Origin of the sequence: Streptomyces sp. NBC_00259 (assembly GCF_036181745.1) — a bacterium.
GTDB lineage: Bacteria > Actinomycetota > Actinomycetes > Streptomycetales > Streptomycetaceae > Streptomyces > Streptomyces pratisoli.
The window spans coordinates 3,066,306-3,086,508 of the sequence record NZ_CP108080.1; the positions used below are offsets into that span (position 1 = coordinate 3,066,306).

The window sequence follows — 20,203 nt, forward strand, 5'->3', positions numbered from 1 at the left end:
CCTGGGGTGGGACAGAGCAGCGTGCAAGGGGAGGGGACGCGGCGACGCGTCCGGCACGCCGGCGAACGGGGCTGGGACGACAGCCTCTACGAGGAGAAGCCGCTGGGCAAGGGGGCCACGGGCGGCGGCGACGCGGACGGTACACCGCCGGCCGGTCTGACGCCGGGCGGCGGAAGCGGTGGAGGCGACGGCCGACGCCGGCGCGGCGCCCGCCGCGAGGCAGGCAGACGTGGCAAACGCCGGATACTGCGCTGGGTCGCCTCCGTGCTGTCGCTGCTGATACTCGGCACGGCCGCCGCCGGATACCTCTACTACGAGCACCTCAACAACAACATCCGCAAGGGCGAACGCAGCGCCGGTGACAGCAAGGCGCAGAAGCCGGAGCCGAACGCCGCGGGACAGACACCGCTGAACGTCCTGCTGATCGGCTCCGACAGCCGCAGCTCCAAGGCGAACCAGCAGCTCGGCGGGTCCAGGGACAAGGCCGACGCCCCTCCGCTCGCCGACGTGCAGATGCTGCTGCACGTCTCCGCCGACCGGAAGAACGCCTCGGTCGTGTCGATCCCGCGCGACACCCGGGTCCAGGTGCCCGAGTGCGTGGATCCCGCCACCAAGAAGACGTACAAGGCGACCAGGACGCTGATCAACGAGACCCTGGCGCGGGGTGGTCCCGGCTGCACCCTGCTCACCTGGGAGAGCCTCACCGGGGTCTACATCGACCACTGGATGACGGTCGACTTCGCCGGTGTGGTGGCCATGTCCGACGCGGTCGGCGGCGCCGACGTGTGCGTCGAGCAGAACGTCTGGGACAGGCCCACGGCGATGGTGAAGGGCGGCTCCGGCCTCAAGCTGAAGGCGGGCCCGCAGACCGTCGAGGGCGAGCAGGCCCTGCAGTGGCTGCGCACCCGGCACGCCTTCTACAACGACATGGGCCGGTCCAAGGCCCAGCACATGTACATGAACTCGGTGATCCGCAAGCTGAAGAAGCAGAACGCGTTCACCGACACCGGGCAGCTCATGGACCTCGCGGAGACGGCCACCAAGTCGCTCCAGGTCTCCGAGGAGATCGGCACGGTCAAGAAGCTGTTCGACCTGGGCATGCAGCTCAAGGACGTACCGATGGAGCGCATCGAGATGCTGACGATGCCGTGGATCCAGGACCCGTACGACCAGAACCGGGTGCTGCCCGCCCCCGAGAAGGCGGACAACGTGTGGCGCATGGTCCGCGACGACATCCCGCTGGACGGCAAGGGCCCCACCTCCAAGCCGAAGCCCGCCGCGGCTCCCAAGGATCCCGCGGCCCCGGCCGCCGAGATCGGGGTGCTGGTGCAGAACGGCACCCACACCGCCCAGGAGGGATCGGTGCGGGGCCGCGCGACCGATGTCGCGGGCGTGCTGAAGGACAAGGGCTACGCCCGGGCCTCCCAGGACAGCACGAGCAACCCGATGGCGAAGACGGTCGTCCGCTACCCCAGTGCCGAGCTGGAGGGGGACGCTTACGCGGTCGCCAAGTCGCTGGGAATCCCGGCGGGTTCGGTGAAGAAGTCCACGGACGTGTCGGGCGTGACCGTCGTCGTGGGTGCCGACTGGCGCACCGGTGACACCTTCCCGAAGTCGGCGGCGCCGACGCTGTCCAGGGAGGACACCGACGCGCTCAACGGTGCGAACGAGACGGAATGCATGGACGTCTACGCGCCCTACCGCTGGTAGGGACCGAAGCGAAGCGGCCGGGCCGTTCCCCGAGGGGAACGGCCCGGCCGCTTCGTCGCTGTTCGGGGCGCGGTCAGGGCCGCGCCGACGCCGTCGTCAGGCCTGGGTGGAGGCCATGACCGCCGGGCGGCGGCTCGCGATGACCTTCTGCGCCAGCGAGCGGGGGCTCGTCAGGAAGCCGAAGCCCCACGACATGTGCATCGTGGCCAGCGCCACCGGGATCTGGAGGCGGGCCTTCAGCGACAGGCCCTTGCCCGCGGGGACCGAGCCCGCGGCGATCGCCGCGAGATAGCCGGCCGGGATCACGAAGCCGAGCGGATGGACCGCCGCGCCCACCACCAGGCCCGCGGCGATCGCACAGACGGCGGTCGGCGGGGCGAGGTAGCGCAGGTTGATCGAACCGGAGTGGTAGCGGGCGACGACGTGACGCCAGCGGCCGTAGTCCTTGTACTGCTTGGCGAGCGCCCGGACCGAGGGCCGCGGCCGGTACTGGACCTTCAGCTCCGGTGAGAACCAGATCAGTCCCCCGGCTTCACGGATCCGGAAGTTCAGCTCCCAGTCCTGGGCACGGATGAACTCCTCGTTGTAGCCGCCCTGCTGCTCCAGCGCCTCACGGCGGAAGACGCCCAGGTACACGGTGTCCGCGGGGCCCGCCTCGCCGCCGGTGTGGAAGGCGGCGTTGCCGACTCCTATCCGCGACGTCATCGCGGCGGCGACGGCGTGCTCCCAGTCGTTCTCGCCCTCGGCGTGCATGATGCCGCCGACGTTCTGCGCGCCGGTCTCCTCCAGGAGGCGGACGGCGGTCGCGATGTAGTTCGGCGAGAGCATGCCGTGGCCGTCGACCCGGACGACGATCGGGTGGCGGGACGCCTTGATCGCGGCGTTGAGCGCCGCCGGCGTGCGCCCGGTGGGGTTGGGCACCGTGTGCACCCGGGGGTCTTCCCGTACCAGCTCGGCGGCGATCTCGTCGGTACGGTCCGAGGACGGGCCGAGCGCGATCACCACCTCCATCTCGCCCGCGTACTCCTGCTCCAGGATGTGGCGGACGGAGTCGCGCAGATGCCGCTCCTCATCGAGGACCGGCATGATCACGGAGACGGCGGGCGGGGCGGCGGGCATCGGCTTCCTTCGGTCCGGGGGCGGGCCCCGGGAGACGGCGGCATCGCCCGCCACGTTACCGCGAACGGGGGACACCCATGCGCGCCTGCCCGCGCCTCCCGCTGCCGCAGATCGTATGGGCCTACGGTTCACAGGATCACCGGTCTGCTGCCCCGCGGAGGTGCCCCTCGTGCCCACACCGCCCCGCTCGCCCCGTCCGCGAACGGCGGCGGCCCGCCCGAGGCCGGTCCCGAGGCCGACGGCGGGCCGCCCCCGGCCGGCGGCGCAACGTCAGGGGCCGGCGGCGAACCGCCGGGGATCCGGCGGCCGGCCTCCGCGGCCGCGCGACGCACGGCAGGGCGAGCGGCCCCGCTGGGGTATGAGGATGGTCACGACGCTGTCGGTGCTGGTGCTGGGCATCGGTGGGATCGGTCACGCGCTGGTGACGGGGCTGGACAGCGGGATCGGCCGGATCGACCCGTTCAAGGACATGAAGAACCGGCCGGAGTCGGGCCACGGGACGAACATCCTGCTCGTCGGCACCGACGGCCGGGACAGGATCACCAAGCAGGAACGCCACAAGTACCGGCTCGGCGGCGCACCCTGCCGCTGCACCGACACGATCATGCTGGTGCACATCTCGGCGGACCGGGAGCGGGCGAGCATCGTGAGCCTGCCCCGGGACTCGTACGCGGAGATCCCCGCCCACACCGACATGACCAGCGGGCTGAAGCACGGCCGGCACGCGGTGAAGCTGAACGCGGCGTACGCGGAGGGCGGTCCGGCGCTGACCGTGCGGACCGTCGAGGACCTGACGAAGGTGAAGGTCGACCACTACCTGGAGGTCGACTTCACCAGCTTCATGAAGACGGTGGACGCGGTCGGCGGGGTGGAGATCTGCACGGCCCGGCCGATGAAGGACACCCACTCGGGTCTCGACCTGCCGGCGGGCACCCACCGGCTGGACGGCGGGAAGGCGCTGCAGTACGTGCGCGCCCGCCATGTCGACGGGGCGGCCGACCTGGGGCGGATGCAGCGCCAGCAGCGCTTCATGGCGGCGCTCGTCGAGCAGGCGACGGGCAGCGGGGTGCTGCTGAACCCGGTGAAGCTGCGCCAGGTCAGCACCACGGCGCTCAATTCCGTCCGGGCCGACAAGGGCTTCGGCACCGACCAGATGCTGACGCTCGGGAGGACGATGCGCGGCTTCGGCCCGGCATCGACCGAGTTCACGTCCGTGCCCGTAAAGGACCCGAGCTTCCCGGTGCGGGGCGTGGGCTCGACGGTGAAGTGGGACACGGCGAAGGCGGACCGGCTCTTCCGGGCGCTGCGCGAGGACAAGCCGCTGACGCCGCAGGGTGTGGAGAAGGCGCCGTCGAAGGCGAAGGTCGTCGACGTGGCGCCGAAGCAGATCCGGGTGCAGGTCTACAACGGGACGCAGTTGGACGGCCTCGGCTCGCGGGTGGACAACGCCCTGAAGGCGACCGGCTTCGACACGACCCGGGCCCCGCGGAACGCCGCCCACCGCAATGTGAAGCGCACCTTCATCTCGTACGACCCGCGCTGGGACCGCTCGGCGAGGTCCCTGGCCGTGGCGCTGCCGGGCGCCGAACTCCGCCCGGTGCCGGGCCAGGGCCCGACGCTGAAGGTCACGGCGGGCTCCGGCTACACCTCGGTGACCCCGGTCCGCGCGGAGACCCCGCGCGCACGGGGCGCGTTCGAGGCGGTCACGGGCGACGAGGTGCTCTGCCGCTGACGCGCGGACGAGGGAGAGGGAGAGGGAGAGGGAGAGGGAGAGGGAGAGGCGTCAGTCCTCGTAGCCCTCCGCCGCGCGGCGCTCGCGCAGCTCCTTGATCGCGCGGCGCCGGGCCAGCCGGTGGGTGCGGCGGATCTGCGCCTCCTGGTAGCGGCGCTTGTCCTTCTCCGTCTCCGGGACCACTTGCGGGACGGGCCGCGGCTTCCCGTCCGCGTCGACCGCCGCGAAGACCAGATACGCGGAGCCGACCTGCGTCGCGGGCGTCGACTCGTTCCAGCGTTCGGCCAGCACCCGTACGCCGACCTCCATGGAGGACCGGCCGGTCCAGTTCACCTGGGCCTTCACATGGACCAGGTCACCGACCCTGACGGGCTCCAGGAAGACCATCTCGTCCATGGAGGCGGTCACGGCCGGTCCGCCGGAGTGCCGGCCGGCCACCGCGCCCGCCGCGTCGTCCACCAGTTTCATGATCACGCCGCCGTGCACCGTCCCGAGGAGGTTGGTGTCGCTGTGGGTCATGATGTGGCTGAGGGTGGTACGCGAAGCCGATGTGGGCTTTCCCGGAATATCGCCCTCCGGGTGCTGGGCCTGGTCTGTCATGCCCTCCACCCTATGCGGGGACCTGGACGGCGATGCATTGCATCAGGTTCGCAACAGCCCCGGTGCGATTCGTCACCCGCCCTGTCAGCCGCTCGGTCCGGGCCTGCACACTGTTCCGCATGAATGATTGGCCCGATGGATACGGACGCGGCGGCCGGGGCTCCGAGCCCGAGGGCGCACGCGTGATGCGTCATGTGCAGCGACGAGCCGTCCCACAGCAGCCGTCGCAGGGGTACGACGAGTACGGCACCCCGTACGACAGCGGCTACAACACGGGCCAGGTCTACGGTTCGCCGTCCGGCGGCGGTCACGGTGGCCAGGGCGGTCACGGTGGCCCCGGCGGGTACGGTGAGCCGCCCACGTACGGCCGTCCGGCGCCCGACTGGCGACGCCGTCTCAAGGTCGGCTCGATCGTCGTGGTCGTCGCGGTGCTCGGCGTCTCCATAGGCACGTACTTCTGGGCCGACTCCAAGATGCGCCGTGAGGTCGACCTCGCCAAGGTCATAGACCGGCCCGAAGAGGGCGACTGCACGACCTACCTGATCGTCGGCTCGGACAGCCGTGAAGGCATGACCGCCGAGGAGAAGAAGAAGCTCCACACCGGCTCGGCCGACGGCAAGCGCACCGACTCGATGATGATCCTCGCCGCCTGTGGCAGCGGGAACACCATGATCTCGCTCCCCCGCGACTCGGACGTGGAGATACCGTCCTTCGTGGGCTCGGAGTCCGGCAAGACCTTCCCGGCCGAGGGCCGCCGGGTCAAGCTCAACGCGGCGTACGCGGAGGACGGCCCCGAACTGCTGGTCCGTACCGTCGAGCACAACACCGGCCTGCGGATCGACCACTACGCGGAGATCGGCTTCGCCGGCTTCGCCGGCATCGTGGACTCCCTCGGCGGTGTCGAGATGGACATCCCGAAGGCCTTCAAGGACAAGAAGTCCGGCGCCGACTTCCAGGCCGGCAAGCAGACCCTGAACGGCGAGCAGGCTCTCGCCTTCGTCCGCACCCGCTACGCCTTCGCGGGAAGCGACCTGGACCGTACGAAGAACCAGCAGAAGTTCCTCGCGGCCCTCGCCAACCAGGCCGCCACCCCCGGCACGATCCTCAACCCGTTCAAGCTCTACCCGACACTCGGCTCGGGCCTGGACACCCTGATCGTCGACAAGGACATGTCGCTGTTCGACCTGGGTGAGATGTTCTTCGCGATGAAGGGCATCAGCGGCGGCGACGGCACGTCGATGAACATGCCGATCTCCGGCAGCCGCGGCGGAAACCTGGTCTGGGACAAGGAGAAGGTCCGCCAACTGGTGAACCAGATCCAGAACGACGAGAAGGTCACCGTCACCGGGAACTGACCGCCGCTGCCGGCCACCACCGTCCGCCACCCGCCCGCCTCGCGGCCCTGCCACACCCGCCCTACCCTGCCAAGTACGGCGATCATGGGAGGCGGGCGGTGAGCGCGATGGCGGACGCGGCGGACGGCAGCCGGTACTGGGCCTCGGGCAACTGGCGGGTGGCCGAGGGGAACGCCGACGAGTTCCTGGAGCGCTGGACGGAGTTCCTGACCTGGACCAAGGAGTCGGTCGACGGCTTCCTCTGGGCGAGGCTCATCCGCGACCGCCACGAGCCCACCCACTTCGTCTCGTTCTCCTCCTGGCGCGACCTCGACTCCCTCAAGTCCTGGCGGAGCCACCCGGAGTTCGAAAGCCTCTTCGCCGCCTGCCGCGCCCTCTGCACCGACTCGACCACGGGAAGCTTCGAACTGGCCCGCGCGGTCTGACGCGATGGCCCGGGCCGGTAACGGCACGAGGCACCCCGCTCAGCGGGGTGCCTCGTGTCGCGGTACCGGGGGGCTTACGACAGGTTGCGGGCCATGACGATGCGCTGGACCTGGTTCGTGCCCTCATAAATTTGCGTGATCTTGGCGTCGCGCATCATGCGCTCCACCGGGTAGTCGCGGGTGTAGCCGTAGCCGCCGAGGAGCTGGACCGCGTCCGTGGTGACCTCCATGGCGACGTCGGAGGCGAAGCACTTGGCCGCGGCGCCGAAGAAGGTGAGGTCGCCGTCGACGCGCTCGGACTTGGCGGCGGCCGCGTACGTGAGCTGGCGGGCGGCCTCCAGCTTCATCGCCATGTCGGCGAGCATGAACTGGACGCCCTGGAAGTCGGCGATCGGCTTGCCGAACTGCTTGCGCTCCTGGACGTAGCCCTTGGCGTAGTCGAGAGCGCCCTGGGCGATGCCGAGAGCCTGGGCCGCGATGGTGATGCGGGTGTGGTCCAGGGTCTTCATGGCCGTCGCGAAGCCCGTGCCCTCCGCGCCGATCATGCGGTCGGCGGGGATGCGGACGTTGTCGAGGTAGACCTCGCGGGTCGGGGAGCCCTTGATGCCGAGCTTCTTCTCCGGGGCGCCGAAGGAGACGCCCTCGTCGGACTTCTCGACGACGAAGGCCGAGATGCCCTTGGAGCGCTTCTCGGGGTCCGTCACGGCCATCACCGTGTAGTACTCGGAGACGCCGGCGTTGGTGATCCAGCGCTTCACGCCGTTGAGGACCCAGAAGTCGCCGTCGCGGACGGCCTTCGTCTTCATGCCGGCGGCGTCGGAGCCCGCGTCCGGCTCGGAGAGGCAGTACGAGAACATCGCGTCGCCCTTGGCGAGCGGGCCCAGGTACTTCTTCTTCAGCTCCTCGGATCCGGAGAGGATCACCGGCAGCGAGCCCAGCTTGTTCACCGCGGGGATCAGCGAGGACGAGGCGCAGGCGCGGGCGACCTCCTCGATGACGATCACGGTCGCGAGCGCGTCGGCGCCCGCGCCGCCGTACTCCTCCGGTACGTGCACGGCGTGCAGGTCGGAGGCGACCAGTGCGTCCAGGGCCTCCTGCGGGAAGCGGGCCTCTTCGTCGACCGCGGCCGCGAACGGCGCGATCTTCGCCTCGGCGAGCGAGCGGATCGTCTCGCGGAGCATGTCGTGCTCTTCGGACGGGCGGTACAGATCGAAATCGGCCGATCCTGCCAAGGTCTCTCACTCCCCAACAACGCTAACTACCGTTAAGTAACTCAAATTTTAGAGGTCCGGCCCTGACCTGGGATACGTGAGCTTGCCGACAGCGGAAAAAAGCCCTCGCGCCCGCCCGGTTATGCTCGGGCCCGCAGTCCCTCCCGTACCCCTCAGGAGCATCTCGATGGCCCTCAAGATCACCGTGATCGGCACCGGATACCTCGGCGCCACCCACGCAGCGGCCATGGCGGAGCTGGGCTTCGAGGTCCTGGGCCTCGATGTGGTGCCGGAGAAGATCGAACTGCTGGCCACCGGCCGGGTCCCGATGTACGAGCCGGGGCTGGAGGAGCTGCTCACCCAGCACGTGGCCGGGGCCGAGGGCTCCAGCGGACGGCTGCGCTTCACGACGTCGTGGGACGAGCTGGAGGCCTTCGGCGGCGACGTCCACTTCGTCTGTGTGAACACCCCACAGAAGCACGGCGAGTACGCCTGTGACATGTCGTACGTCGACGCCGCCTTCACCTCGCTCGCGCCGCGGCTGAAGGGCGGCGCGCTGGTCGTCGGCAAGTCGACGGTGCCGGTGGGATCGGCCGACCGGCTGGCCGCGCTGCTCGCGGAGCAGGCGCCGGAGGGTGTCGAGCTGGCCTGGAACCCGGAGTTCCTGCGCGAGGGCTTCGCCGTCCAGGACACCCTGCACCCGGACCGCATCGTGGTGGGCGTGGACAGCGAGCGCGCCGAGAAGCTGCTGCGCGAGGTGTACGCGACGCCGGTCGGCGAGGGCTCGCCGTTCGTCGTGACGGACTTCCCGACGGCGGAGCTGGTGAAGACCTCCGCGAACTCGTTCCTGGCGACGAAGATCTCGTTCATCAACGCCATGGCCGAGGTGTGCGAGGCGGCCGGCGGCGATGTGGCGAAGCTCGCGGAGGCGATCGGCCACGACGAGCGGATCGGAAAGAAGTTCCTGCGGGCCGGGATCGGCTTCGGCGGCGGCTGTCTGCCGAAGGACATCCGGGCGTTCATGGCGCGCGCCGGCGAGCTGGGCGCGGACCAGGCGCTGACGTTCCTGCGCGAGGTCGACTCGATCAACATGCGCCGCCGCGGGCACATGGTGGAGCTCGCGCGCGAGGCCGTGGGCGGCGGGTCCTTCCTGGGCACGCGGGTCGCGGTGCTGGGTGCGACCTTCAAGCCGGACTCGGACGACGTACGGGACTCGCCGGCGCTGAACGTCGCCGGGCAGATCCACCTCCAGGGCGGCCAGGTCACGGTGTACGACCCGAAGGGCATGGACAACGCGCGCCGCGTCTTCCCGACGCTCGGGTACGCGGACACCGCGCTGGAGGCGGTGCGCGGCGCGGATGTGGTGCTGCACCTGACGGAGTGGCGCGAGTTCCGTGAGCTGGACCCGGCGGAGCTGGGGGCGGTGGCGTCCCGCCGGATCGTGCTGGACGGGCGGAACGCGCTGGACGGCGCGAAGTGGCGCGAGGCCGGCTGGACGTACCGCGCGATGGGCCGGCCCCGCGCCTGAGGCGCCGGAGGCGCCCGGCGGATCTCGGCGGGTCTCAGCAGGCGCAGAGACAGAACGGGTGGCCGGCCGGGTCCGCGTAGACCCGCCAGCTGCGGGCGTGGTCCTCGGCGTCCAGTGGCGTGGCGCCGAGTGCCAGCACCTGGGCCTCCGCCGCGTCCAGGTCCTCGACGGTCAGGTCGAGGTGGAACTGCTGCGAGGTCTCGGCGGACGGCCACTTCGGCGGTACGTGGCCGGGAGCGGCCTGGAAGGCCAGCGGTGTGCCCTCGTATCCCTTGAGGGTGAACCAGTCCTCGCCGTCGGCCTCCGCCCGCCCGCCCAGGATCCCGGCGTAGAAGGCGGCGAGCGCGCGTGGGTCGGGGCAGTCCAGGACGACGGTGCCCATCGTGGCGATGGCCATGTGTTCTTCCTCTCGTACGGCTTCTCGTACAGCGTCGGTCGGCGTGACCGACGCCGTTACCGGCATGAGCAGATTACCGGTAACGCGTTACCCCATGGTGGCGCCCGGGAGGTAACGTCGCAACCATGAACGACAGGGCGCCCGCACCCGGAGGACTCGCGCTGATCGAGTCCCTGGTCAACACATTGGACATCGAGACGGGCGCCGACTCCCTCGACACGGCGGACGGCCGGGACGCGTTCGGGCTGACGGTGGAGGACGTCGCCGCGGCGAAGGAACTGCGCGAGGCGCTGCGTGCCGCGTGCCTGGCGCACGGCGGGCACGCCGGGCATGGCGTGGCGCCGGACGGAGCGGGTGCGCTGGACCGGCTGCTCGCGCACGCACCGCTGCTGGTGGGCGTGGACTCGGCGGGTACGGCCACGCTGCGACCTGCGGACCCGGCGGCTCTCGCGTCCCGGGTGGCGGCGGCGATCGCCGCGGCGGTGGCGGAGGGGACGTGGCTGCGGCTGAAGGCGTGCGAGGCCGCGGACTGCCGGTGGGCGTACTACGACCGGAGCCCGGCCGGCCGCAGCCGGTGGTGCACGATGGCGGTCTGCGGCAGCCGCGCGAAGATGCGGGCGTACCGGGCGAGACGCACGGTGTAGCGAGGCGGCCCCCACCACGGAGCGGCCCCTTCACGGCGGCCGGCCCCGATCCCGGTCCCGGTCCCGGTCCCGCTCCCGGTCCCAGCGGGACGTTGCCCGTCGGCACGGGCGAGGCCCCCCGTAACGGGGCGGGCCCGCCGCCCAACAGGGCCGATCCCGTCGTCAGGCCGGTAGTGGGGTGTGCAGGGTCGCGTTCGAGGGGGCGCGGTGGGACTGGAGGTCGCGGGCCGTGGATTCGGCGTCGCGCAGTGCCCGTACGGCGTTCTGCCAGGTCAGCTTGGCGAGGTCCGGCTGGGACCAGCCGCGGCGCAGCAGTTCCGCGATCAGGTTGGGGTAGCCCGCGACGTCCTCCAGCCCGGCCGGGGTGAACGCCGTGCCGTCGTAGTCGCCGCCGATGCCGATGTGGTCGATGCCGGCCGCCTCGCGCATGTGGTCCAGGTGGTCGGCGACCGTCGACGCCGTCGCCATCGGGCGCGGGTTCGCGGCCTCGTACGCCCGCTGGACCTTCATGCCCGCCTCGGTCGTGTCCAGCGGGTGCAGCCCGTGCGCCCGCATGTTCTCGTCCGCCGCCAGGGTCCAGGCCACCGCCTCCGGCAGGACGAACTTCGGGACGAACGTGGCCATCGCCACGCCGCCGTTCGCCGCGAGCCGTTCCAGCACGTCGTCCGGGATGTTCCGCGGATGGTCGCAGATCGCCCGCGCCGAGGAGTGGGAGAAGATCACCGGCGCCACGGAGGTGTCGAGCGCGTCCCGCATCGTCGTCGGGGCGACGTGCGAGAGGTCGACCAGCATGCCGGTGCGGTTCATCTCGCGTACGACCTCACGGCCGAAGTCCGACAGACCACCGACCCCCGGCTCGTCGGTCGCCGAGTCCGCCCAGTCGTTGTTGTCGTTGTGCGTCAGCGTCATGTAGCGGACGCCCAGCGCGTGCAGCGCCCGCAGCGTGGCGAGCGAGTTGTTGATGGAGTGGCCGCCCTCCGCGCCCATCAGCGAGGCGATACGGCCCTCCTTGCGCGCCGCCTCCATGTCGTCGGCGGTCAGGGCGCGCGCCAGGTCGGCCGGGTAGCGGGCGAGCAACTGGCCGACGACGTCGATCTGCTCCAGCGTGGCGCTGACCGCCTCGTCACCGGCCATGTCGCTGCGTACGTACACGGACCAGAACTGCGCGCCGACGCCGCCGGCCCTCAGCCGGGGGATGTCGGTGTGCAGGCTGCCGCTCTGGTCGCCCGCGATGTCGAGGCGGTCCAGGTCGTAGCGGACCTGCTCCCGCAGCGCCCACGGCAGATCGTTGTGGCCGTCGACGACGGGAAAGGAATCGAGCAGGGAACGGGCCTCGGCGAGAAAATCCACGGCCGCAGCCTACTTGCCGTGTCCTACTTGCCGAAGCCGAAGCCCGCCGCCCCCTCGACCTTGGCGCGCAGCCGCTTGCCCTTCTCGGTCGCCTGCTCGTTCAGCTCCTGCTGGAAGTCCCGCATGCGGGCGAGCAGTTCGCTGTCGTGGGTGGCGAGGATGCGGGCCGCCAGCAGGCCCGCGTTGCGTGCGCCGCCCACCGACACCGTCGCGACCGGTACCCCCGCCGGCATCTGCACGATCGACAGCAGCGAGTCCATGCCGTCGAGGTACTTGAGCGGCACGGGGACGCCGATCACCGGAAGCGGGGTGACCGAGGCGAGCATGCCCGGCAGATGGGCCGCACCGCCCGCGCCCGCGATGATCGCCTTCAGACCCCGCCCGGCGGCCTGCTCGCCGTACGCGACCATCTCGCGCGGCATCCGGTGCGCGGAGACGACGTCGACCTCGTACGGGATCTCGAACTCGTCCAGGGCCTGCGCGGCGTTCTCCATGACGGGCCAGTCGGAGTCCGAGCCCATGACGATGCCGACGAGAGGGGCCGAATCGGAAGCGGTGGTCATTCGGTGATCGTTCCTCTGAGGTAGTCGGCTGCGTGACGGGCGCGCTCCAGCACGTCGTCGAGGTCGTCGCCGTAGGTGTTGACGTGTCCTACCTTGCGGCCGGGCTTCACGTCCTTGCCGTACATATGGATCTTCAGCCGGGGGTCCCTGGCCATGCAGTGCAGATAGGCCGCGTACATGTCGGGATAGTCCCCGCCGAGGACGTTCGCCATGACCGTCCACGTGGCGCGGGGGCGCGGGTCGCCGAGCGGCAGGTCGAGCACGGCCCGTACGTGGTTGGCGAACTGGGACGTGATCGCGCCGTCCTGGGTCCAGTGTCCGGAGTTGTGCGGCCGCATGGCCAGCTCGTTGACGAGAATGCGTCCGTCCGTGGTCTCGAACAGCTCGACCGCCAGATGGCCGACGACGCCGAGTTCCTGGGCGATGCGCAGGGCGAGCTGCTGGGCCTGGCCGGCCAGCTCCTCGTCGAGGTCGGGCGCGGGGGCGATCACGGTGTCGCAGACGCCGTCGACCTGCCGGGACTCCACGACGGGGTAGGCGACGGCCTGGCCGTGCGGCGAACGGACGATGTTCGCCGCCAGCTCCCGGCGGTAGTCGACCTTCTCCTCGGCGAGGACCGGGACACCCGCGCGGAACGGCTCCTCGGCGTCCTTGTCGCTTCGTACGAACCACACGCCCTTGCCGTCGTAGCCGCCGCGCACGGTCTTGAGGATCACCGGGTAACCGCCGACCTCCGCCGCGAAGGCCGCCGCGTCCGCCGGGTCGGCGACGATGCGGTGGCGGGGGCCGGGCGCGCCGATCTCGTCGAGCTTCGCCCGCATCACCCCCTTGTCCTGGGCGTGCACGAGCGCGGCGCGACCCGGGCGGATCACGACGCCGTCCGCTTCCAGGGCCGCCAGGTGATCGGCCGGCACATGCTCGTGATCGAAGGTGATCACGTCGCAGCCGCGCGCGAAGGAGCGCAGCGTGTCCAGGTCGCGATAGTCGCCGATGACGACATCACTGACCACCTGGGCCGCCGAGTCCTGGGGGGTGTCACTGAGGAGCTTGAACTTGATGCCGAGGGGGATGCCCGCCTCGTGGGTCATACGGGCGAGCTGACCGCCGCCGACCATGCCGACTACCGGGAACGTCACTCTCCCAGGGTATCCGGAGCTCCGTACGGTCCTGTCCGGTGCCTGGTTTCGTACGATGGCACAACAACACCTTCGCAGTTGTCCACAGGCAACTCGGGTGGGTGCTGGTTAGAGTGGTCGGGTTGATGTACACCGACCGGACGGGGCCAGCGATCACCATGAGCGAACGGGGCGCGCTGCGTGAGCGACTGAACCGGCTCGCGCGCGAGGTCGCCAAGTTCGGCGCCGTCGGCGCCATGGGTCTGCTCGTCAACATGGTCGTGTTCAACCTGTTGCGTCACACCACCGACATCCCGGTGGTGCGGGCCAGCCTTCTGGCGACGTTCATCGCGATCCTGTTCAACTACGTCGGCTTCCGCTACTTCACGTACCGGGACCGCGACAAGAGCGGCCGTACGAAGGAACTGACGCTGTTCCTGCTGTTCAGCGCCGTCGGAGCGGTGATCGAGAACGGTGTGCTCTACACCGCCACGTACGGCTTCGACTGGGACAGCCCGCTGCAGAGCAACTTCTTCAAGTTCTTCGGGATCGGTGTGGCGACGCTGTTCCGCTTCTGGTCGTACCGCACGTGGGTGTTCCGTGCGCTGCCCGCCCGGGAGGCCGTGCAGACGGCGGAGTCGTTCCTGGAGCAGCGGCGGACCGAGCAGCCCGACCGGGTCGGCAGCTAGCCCGAACGGGCGGCGGCTAGCCCGGGACCGGGCCGGCAGGTGGCGCGACCGTGTGGCGGCTGAGCGGAGCCCGACCGTCAGCGCACCGTGTGCTCCGGCTCGGCCTTCTTGCGCGGCTTGGCCTCCCGGCTCAGGAACAGCGCGAACACCGCCGGCTGCTGCTGCAGCAGCTCCAGCCGTCCGCCGTCCGCCTCCGCCAGATCGCGGGCCACGGCGAGACCGATGCCCGTCGAGTTCCGGCCGCTGATGGTGCGCTCGAAGATCCGCGCCCCGAGGTCCGCCGGTACGCCCGGGCCCTCGTCGGTCACCTCGACGACGGCCTGGTTGCCCGTGACCCGGCTGCGCAGGGCGACGGTGCCGCCCCCGTGCATCAGCGAGTTCTCGATCAGCGCGGCCAGCACCTGCGCCACGGCGCCCGGTGTACCCACGGCCCGCAGCGGCTGCTTCCCGGAACAGACGATCGCGCGGCCCGCGCTGCGGTAGGCAGGGCGCCACTCCTCGATCTGCTGCTTGACGACCTCGTCGAGGTCGAAGGCGACCGCGGACCCGGTCCGGGGGTCCCGTGCGTTGGTGAGCAGCCGCTGCACCACGTCGGTGAGCCGTTCCACCTGGGTGAGCGCGATGGTCGCCTCCTCCTTGACCGTGTCCGGGTCGTCGGTGACGGAGATCTCCTCCAGCCGCATGGAGAGCGCGGTCAGCGGCGTACGGAGCTGATGGGACGCGTCCGCGGCGAGCCGTCGCTCGGCGGTGAGCATGCGCGCGATCCGCTCGGCGCTGGAGTCCAGGACGTCGGCGACCCGGTCGAGCTCGGGCACCCCGTACCGCTTGTGGCGCGGCCTCGGGTCCCCGGAGCCGAGGCGCTCAGCGGTCTCCGCGAGGTCGGTCAGCGGTGAGGCGAGCTTGTTGGCCTGCCGTACGGCGAGCAGGACGGCGGCGACGACGGCGAGCAGCGCGACGGCACCGATGATCATCAGGGTGCGGCCGACCTCACGGGTCACGGTGGAGCGGGACTCCTCGACGACGACCGTCTCGCCCTGCTCACCGGTGGCGATGCCGCGGATCACGCTTCCGTCCGGCCGGGGCCCGATCTCCACCGGCGGGCTGCCGGGGATGTCGATCCGCGCGAACCGCTCGGGCCCGATCTGCTCGGCGAGCGCCCCGCCGTCGACCCGCTCGCGCTCCAGCACCTTGGCCTCGATGACACTGACCAGCCGCAGCGCCTCGGAGTCGACGCTCTCCTGCGCGCTGTTGCTGATGGTCCGGGTCTCGACGATGACGAGGGAGACACCGAAGACGGCGATGACGACGAGCACCACGGCGAGGGTGGAGTTGATGAGTCGGCGGCGCACGGTGCCCTCCGGGCGGGTCTACGCGATGAGGTGATGCTCACGAGCGTAAGCGGGCGCGGGAACACCGCGCGTCGCCCGGACGCGGCTGCCCGACGCGGCCTCCGGCATACCGGGCCCCGGGCCCGTGCGGGCTTCGGCCCGTAGCCGGGGTCCGGGGGCAGGGTCCGGGGGCAGGGTCCGGGGGCAGGGTCCGGGGGCAGGGTCCGGGGGCAGGGTCCGGGGGCAGGTCCCTGGTGGGAGTCCGGCCGGTGCCCCGGGGGCCCTCAGCTCTTCTCGAAGCGGAAGCCGACGCCCCGGACCGTCGCGATGTACCGCGGGTTCGCCGCGTCGTCGCCGAGCTTCTTGCGGAGCCAGGAGATGTGCATGTCGAGGGTCTTCGTCGACGACCACCACGTGGTGTCCCAGACCTCGCGCATCAGCTGGTCGCGGGTGACGACCCGGCCGGCGTCCCGCACCAGGACCCGGAGCAGGTCGAACTCCTTCGCCGTGAGCTGGAGCTCCTCGTCACCCATCCAGGCGCGGTGCGACTCGACGTCGATCCGCACTCCGTGGGTCGCGGGGGCCACGGCCGGCTCCGTGGCGCCGCGCCGGAGCAGCGCCCGGACCCGGGCCAGCAGCTCCGCGAGCCGGAACGGCTTGGTCACGTAGTCGTCGGCGCCCGCGTCCAGGCCCACCACCGTGTCCACCTCGTCGGCGCGGGCGGTCAGCACCAGGATCGGCACGCTGTGCCCGTCGGCACGGAGCCGCCGGGCCACTTCGAGCCCGTCCATCCCGGGCAGCCCGAGGTCCAGCACGACCAGATCGACCCCGCCCTGGAGCCCGGCGTCGAGTGCGGTCGGACCGTCCTCCCGGACCTCGACCTCGTACCCCTCCCGGCGCAGCGCGCGCGCCAGCGGCTCGGAGATGGATGCGTCGTCCTCGGCGAGCAGTACTCGGGTCATGGGGTGATGGTAGTCCGCGGCACGGACGCATCGGGGGGTGCACCGCAGGCCCTGGGTACATGGGATGCGATCCTGGTTGGCGCCTTCGAATGTGGGCAGACGGTTCCACGAACGCCTGTGATCCCTGTCTCACACCCTCCATTTGGGGCGGTGTCGTGACGTATGGTGGCAAGACGCCTGTAGCACTACTCGGGGACCTTTGGCGGCTTTGCGCCAAGGGTCTCTTTTCTGCGCGGAATCGGTGACAGCCGGCTCCGAGTCAGTGAATGACCTGGGCCGGGCTCCGTGTGCGACGCCGCGCACGGGGTGTGGATCCCGGTGAGGACTGTCCCTCGTCCCCGTCACCCACGGGGCGGGCCCCTCGGGCGTGGGGCGGGACCGCTCCTTTGCCGGTGCCGGCCGCCCCCCACCGGGCGCGGAAACCGCTCACCCCATGCGGCGCGTCCCGAGCAGCAAGGATCGACATGGCGTCCAGCCTGACGAAGGACTCGGCTCCCAGCACCGCTGGCTCAGCGAAGACCTTCTTCGGCCACCCTCGCGGCCTGGCCACCCTCTTCATGACCGAGATGTGGGAGCGCTTCTCCTACTACGGCATGCGTGCGCTTCTGGTTCTGTACCTGGTCTCCGGCGGCGCCGATGCCGCGACGGGCAGCCAGGGCGGCGGCCTTGCGATGACCGCGGTCACGGCCACGGCCATCTACTCCGTCTACGTCTCGATGGTCTACCTCATGGCCATGCCGGGCGGCTGGTTCGGCGACCGCGTCTGGGGCGCCCGCAAGACCGTCGCCATCGCGGGCTTCGTGATCATGGCAGGCCATGTCTCCCTCGCCGTTCCCGGACAGGCGATGTTCTTCGTCGGTCTCGCGCTCGTCGCGGTCGGCTCGGGTCTGCTGAAGGCCAACATCTCCACGATGGTGGGCCACCTCTACGACGGTCCGGACGACCCGCGTCGTGACGGCGGCTTCACGATCTTCTACATCGGCATCAACCTCGGTGCCTTCGCCGCGCCGCTGATCATCGGCACCGTCGGTGAGAAGCACAACTGGCACTACGGCTTCCTGCTCGCCGCGGTCGGCATGGCGCTGGGTCTGGCCCAGTTCCTGATCGGTACGCGCAGCCTGAGCCCGAAGAGCAGTGTCGTCCCGAACCCGCTCACCGCACCCGAGCGCCGGGCCATCCTCACCAAGGTCGGCATAGGCACCGTCCTCGTCGCCGCCTTCTACGGTGTCGTCGCCGCCGCCGGGATGTACACGCTCAACTGGGCGCTGGTCCCGATCACGCTCGCCGGTCTGATCATTCCGGTCGCCGTGCTGGTCCGCATCAAGCGCGACAAGGACCTGGACCGGGTCGAGCAGTCGAAGGTCTCCGGATACATCTGGTTCTTCGTCGCCGCGGCCGTCTTCTGGATGATCTACGACCAGGGTGGTTCGACCCTGGCGCTCTTCGCCGACGGCAAGACCGCGGACACCCTGCTGGGCTTCGCCTTCCCGGCCACCTGGTTCCAGTCGCTGAACCCGCTGTTCATCATGGCGCTGGCCCCGCTCTTCGCCTGGATGTGGCTGGCGCTGGCTCGCCGCAACTCGGAGCCCAACACCATCGTGAAGTTCGCGATGGCGCTGGTCCTGGTCGGTGGCTCGTTCTTCGTCTTCATCGTGCCGATGGGCATGGCGGGCGACGGCACCAAGGTCAGCCCGATGTGGCTGGTCTCGATCTACATGATCCAGACGATCGCCGAGCTGTGCCTGTCCCCGGTGGGTCTGTCGGTGACCACGAAGATGGCCCCGCAGAAGTACTCCAGCCAGATGCTGGGCGTGTGGTTCCTCGCCGTCACGGCCGGCGACTGCACCACGGGCCTGCTCTCCCTGGCCGGCGTCGACCTGAACGGTACGGGCATCATCGCCCTGCAGGCCGCGCTCGCCGCGGTCGCGGGTGGGGCGATCTGGATGTACCGCAAGAAGGTCCAGGAGCTCATGGGCAACGTCCACTGACGCAGCCCGCGCACGCTCCGCGCACGGAGGGCCGCCGCACCGGTAACGGTGCGGCGGCCCTCCGCCGTTCTCAGCGCGTGAGACCTCGCAGCCGCCGCCACGGTGTGAACGTGAACACCGCGCCGCCCAGCAGGATCACCGTGCCGGCCACCAGGGCGAGGGCGCGCAGGGCGCCGTCCTCGGTGCTGCCGGTGTCGGCGAGGCCGCCGCCCGAGGCGTCGCCGCCACCCGCGGAGCCGGAGGCCGAGCCGCCGCCGCTGGCGCCGCCCGGCTGGGCGGAGGTGTCGAGCTCCAGGGAGGCCGCGACGTTCGCCGGCGGCGTGCACGTCGTCGTCGTGCCCAGCGCCTTGACCGTGAGGACGCCCGGGCTGAGCGTCGACTTACCGCTGGCGCCCGGCTTGTACGTCCCGGTCAGATCGGGGATCTCGATCGGGTCGCCGGACTTGATCTCCTCCTTGTTCGTGGGGCCCTCGACATGGACGAAGCCCTTGTCCACGCCGCCCAGCTTGACCTCCATGGAGGGCTTGACCGAGTCGGGCGGGATGGTCGCCGGGCTGTCCATGACGGACTTGGAGAACTTCACGGTGAGGTCGAAGTCGCCGCCGTTCTTCTTGGCGTTGATCTTCACCGGGGAGACGGCCTCCTTGTCGCCGATCGGCGTCTTGCAGGAGTAGGCGACCTGGATCTCCTTGCCCTCGAAGTCGGTCGGGCCGCCGCCACCGCCGGTGGTGCCGCCGTCGGCTCCGCCCGAGGTGGTCCCGCCGGAGCTGGTCGTCCCGCCGGAACTGGTCGTACCCCCGGAGTCGCTGCCGCCGGAGTCGCCTCCGCCGGTGATCAGGCCGCCCGTGGTGGGCAGACCGCCCGTCGTCCCGCCGGTCGTCGGGATGCCCCCGGTCGTCCCGCCCGTCGTCGGCAGTCCGCCCGTCGTGCCGCCCGAAGTGCCGCCCGCCTCCGTCACGTTGATCGTCGCGGCCGGCTGCACCGTCTCCTTCGGCGAGCACTTGGTGTCCGTCGAGATCGGCTGGGAGACGTTGATGTCGTACCCGGCCGGCGCCAGCTTGATCTCACCGGGTGCCGTCAGCTTCAGCTTGCCCTTCATGTCGGGCAGCACCATCGGGCTGTTCTTGGGGATCGGCGGGTTCTGTCGCGGCCCGTCCATCGCCAGGTCGCCGGTCTGCGCCCCGGTGACCTTGACGGTGCCGGTCGGTTTCACCGTGTCCTTCTGCAGGTCCAGGACGTCGGGGTTCTTGGACGCGGCCTCGACCGTCTTCCACACCACCTCGATCTCGTCCCCGACCTTCGCCTCGGCGGGCGCGGTGATCTGCACCTTGGTGGTGCCCTGGACGGGCGGCAGGCCGGAGATGGCCGGGGGGATGCACTCCGTCGCGTACGACACCTCCGCGGCGTGGGCCGGTCCCGCGGTCAGCAGGATCCCCGCGCCGCAGAGCATCAGCGCGACCCCTGCCGCGCTCATCCTCCGTTGCGTG

At 70.7% G+C, this 20,203-nt stretch carries 18 protein-coding genes; 8 read left to right on the top strand and 10 right to left on the bottom strand.

Annotated elements, in window-relative coordinates; translation table 11 throughout:
• Nucleotides 1-6 precede the first annotated feature (6 nt).
• Nucleotides 7-1,710, top strand: a complete 1,704-nt coding sequence (locus OG766_RS13675) for an LCP family protein (protein ID WP_266378483.1) — start codon at nt 7-9, stop codon at nt 1,708-1,710.
• A 96-nt stretch (nt 1,711-1,806) separates the two neighbouring features.
• Here OG766_RS13675 and OG766_RS13680 read toward each other — a convergent pair whose 3' ends face one another.
• Entirely contained in the window at nt 1,807-2,829 is a 1,023-nt protein-coding gene (locus OG766_RS13680; protein ID WP_266378484.1) for a glycosyltransferase family 2 protein, read from the bottom strand.
• Nucleotides 2,830-2,998: 169 nt separating this feature from the next.
• Between OG766_RS13680 and OG766_RS13685 the strand changes: the two genes are divergently transcribed.
• Complete coding sequence (locus tag OG766_RS13685; RefSeq protein ID WP_443045490.1) at nt 2,999-4,561, top strand: LCP family protein; 1,563 nt, start codon at nt 2,999-3,001, stop codon at nt 4,559-4,561.
• A gap of 51 nt (nt 4,562-4,612) precedes the next feature.
• Here OG766_RS13685 and OG766_RS13690 read toward each other — a convergent pair whose 3' ends face one another.
• On the bottom strand, nt 4,613-5,161 hold the full coding sequence (locus OG766_RS13690) for an acyl-CoA thioesterase (RefSeq protein WP_266378489.1): 549 nt from the start codon (nt 5,159-5,161) through the stop codon (nt 4,613-4,615).
• A gap of 119 nt (nt 5,162-5,280) precedes the next feature.
• On the opposite strand from OG766_RS13690, the gene OG766_RS13695 reads away from it, so the two are divergent.
• Together OG766_RS13695 and OG766_RS13700 are read left to right on the top strand one after the other, a co-directional pair.
• Nucleotides 5,281-6,516, top strand: coding sequence for an LCP family protein (locus tag OG766_RS13695; RefSeq protein ID WP_266378492.1), 1,236 nt, complete (start codon nt 5,281-5,283; stop codon nt 6,514-6,516).
• A gap of 107 nt (nt 6,517-6,623) precedes the next feature.
• A complete protein-coding gene (locus OG766_RS13700) occupies nt 6,624-6,941 on the top strand; it encodes an antibiotic biosynthesis monooxygenase family protein (RefSeq protein ID WP_266384091.1) in 318 nt (105 codons plus the stop codon).
• 74 nt (nt 6,942-7,015) lie between these two features.
• Here the strand turns inward: OG766_RS13700 and OG766_RS13705 are convergent, their stop codons facing one another.
• Nucleotides 7,016-8,173 (bottom strand): acyl-CoA dehydrogenase family protein, encoded by a 1,158-nt coding sequence (locus tag OG766_RS13705; RefSeq protein ID WP_266378495.1) that lies wholly within the window; start codon nt 8,171-8,173, stop codon nt 7,016-7,018.
• Between the two features lie 166 nt (nt 8,174-8,339).
• Between OG766_RS13705 and OG766_RS13710 the strand changes: the two genes are divergently transcribed.
• Nucleotides 8,340-9,680 (top strand): UDP-glucose dehydrogenase family protein, encoded by a 1,341-nt coding sequence (locus tag OG766_RS13710; RefSeq protein WP_266378498.1) that lies wholly within the window; start codon nt 8,340-8,342, stop codon nt 9,678-9,680.
• 34 nt (nt 9,681-9,714) lie between these two features.
• On the opposite strand, the gene OG766_RS13715 is transcribed toward OG766_RS13710, so the two are convergent.
• Nucleotides 9,715-10,077 (bottom strand): VOC family protein, encoded by a 363-nt coding sequence (locus OG766_RS13715; RefSeq protein WP_266378501.1) that lies wholly within the window; start codon nt 10,075-10,077, stop codon nt 9,715-9,717.
• A gap of 125 nt (nt 10,078-10,202) precedes the next feature.
• Between OG766_RS13715 and OG766_RS13720 the strand changes: the two genes are divergently transcribed.
• Nucleotides 10,203-10,721, top strand: a complete 519-nt coding sequence (locus OG766_RS13720; RefSeq protein ID WP_266378505.1) for a CGNR zinc finger domain-containing protein — start codon at nt 10,203-10,205, stop codon at nt 10,719-10,721.
• Between the two features lie 162 nt (nt 10,722-10,883).
• Here OG766_RS13720 and OG766_RS13725 read toward each other — a convergent pair whose 3' ends face one another.
• Genes OG766_RS13725 through OG766_RS13735 form a run of 3 tightly spaced genes read right to left on the bottom strand, consistent with a single transcriptional unit; the run spans nt 10,884 to nt 13,770 of the window.
• A complete protein-coding gene (locus OG766_RS13725; protein WP_266378507.1) occupies nt 10,884-12,071 on the bottom strand; it encodes a dipeptidase in 1,188 nt (395 codons plus the stop codon).
• Nucleotides 12,072-12,094: 23 nt separating this feature from the next.
• Nucleotides 12,095-12,634 (bottom strand): 5-(carboxyamino)imidazole ribonucleotide mutase, encoded by a 540-nt coding sequence (gene purE, locus OG766_RS13730; RefSeq protein WP_266378510.1) that lies wholly within the window; start codon nt 12,632-12,634, stop codon nt 12,095-12,097.
• Complete coding sequence (locus OG766_RS13735; RefSeq protein WP_328725438.1) at nt 12,631-13,770, bottom strand: 5-(carboxyamino)imidazole ribonucleotide synthase; 1,140 nt, start codon at nt 13,768-13,770, stop codon at nt 12,631-12,633. The genes purE and OG766_RS13735 overlap by 4 nt, the downstream gene beginning before the upstream one ends.
• 158 nt (nt 13,771-13,928) lie before the next feature.
• On the opposite strand from OG766_RS13735, the gene OG766_RS13740 reads away from it, so the two are divergent.
• On the top strand, nt 13,929-14,438 hold the full coding sequence (locus OG766_RS13740) for a GtrA family protein (protein WP_266378511.1): 510 nt from the start codon (nt 13,929-13,931) through the stop codon (nt 14,436-14,438).
• A 77-nt stretch (nt 14,439-14,515) separates the two neighbouring features.
• On the opposite strand, the gene OG766_RS13745 is transcribed toward OG766_RS13740, so the two are convergent.
• Both OG766_RS13745 and OG766_RS13750 read right to left on the bottom strand, forming a co-directional pair.
• Nucleotides 14,516-15,787: an ATP-binding protein gene (locus OG766_RS13745; protein WP_266378513.1), complete on the bottom strand. Its 1,272-nt coding sequence runs from the start codon at nt 15,785-15,787 to the stop codon at nt 14,516-14,518.
• A gap of 263 nt (nt 15,788-16,050) precedes the next feature.
• The gene (locus OG766_RS13750) at nt 16,051-16,728 is read right to left on the bottom strand and encodes a response regulator transcription factor (protein ID WP_266378515.1); all 678 of its coding nucleotides are present in this window, start codon (nt 16,726-16,728) and stop codon (nt 16,051-16,053) included.
• A gap of 464 nt (nt 16,729-17,192) precedes the next feature.
• On the opposite strand from OG766_RS13750, the gene OG766_RS13755 reads away from it, so the two are divergent.
• Nucleotides 17,193-18,716, top strand: coding sequence for a peptide MFS transporter (locus OG766_RS13755; RefSeq protein WP_328725439.1), 1,524 nt, complete (start codon nt 17,193-17,195; stop codon nt 18,714-18,716).
• A 70-nt stretch (nt 18,717-18,786) separates the two neighbouring features.
• Here the strand turns inward: OG766_RS13755 and OG766_RS13760 are convergent, their stop codons facing one another.
• On the bottom strand, nt 18,787-20,190 hold the full coding sequence (locus tag OG766_RS13760; RefSeq protein WP_266378520.1) for a hypothetical protein: 1,404 nt from the start codon (nt 20,188-20,190) through the stop codon (nt 18,787-18,789).
• Between the last annotated feature and the right edge of the window lie 13 nt (nt 20,191-20,203).